This is a genomic window from Jeotgalibacillus marinus, assembly GCF_040801915.1.
In the GTDB taxonomy this organism is placed as follows: domain Bacteria; phylum Bacillota; class Bacilli; order Bacillales; family Jeotgalibacillaceae; genus Jeotgalibacillus; species Jeotgalibacillus marinus.
Genome location: NZ_JBFMIA010000320.1, coordinates 1 through 231, shown reverse-complemented (window position 1 = coordinate 231; position 231 = coordinate 1). Strand labels below are relative to the sequence as shown.

Below are 231 nucleotides of genomic sequence, written 5' to 3'. Positions count from 1 at the left end.
TTGGATTTATTGAACTAAAAATTGATTCTAGAGCACTCTGATAGCTGGTCAGCCAACTTAAAGTTTGCATACTAGTGCAACCATCAAACTTGGAAAAAGAATTTAATTCAAAGATATCACCTTGACCAAAATCTAAGTTTTTTAAATTACGTTCAATTATATAAGTCTTTCCAAGTTCAACTAACTCTTTTGAATAGTCAAGAGCCAGAAAATTGACACTCTTATACTTTT

Annotated in this window: 1 protein-coding gene; it reads right to left on the bottom strand. The window is 30.3% G+C overall.

All coding sequences use genetic code 11. The features are described 5' to 3' along the window. On the bottom strand, positions 1-231 hold a 231-nt coding region (locus tag AB1471_RS18010), incomplete at both ends, for a methyltransferase domain-containing protein (RefSeq protein ID WP_367781084.1).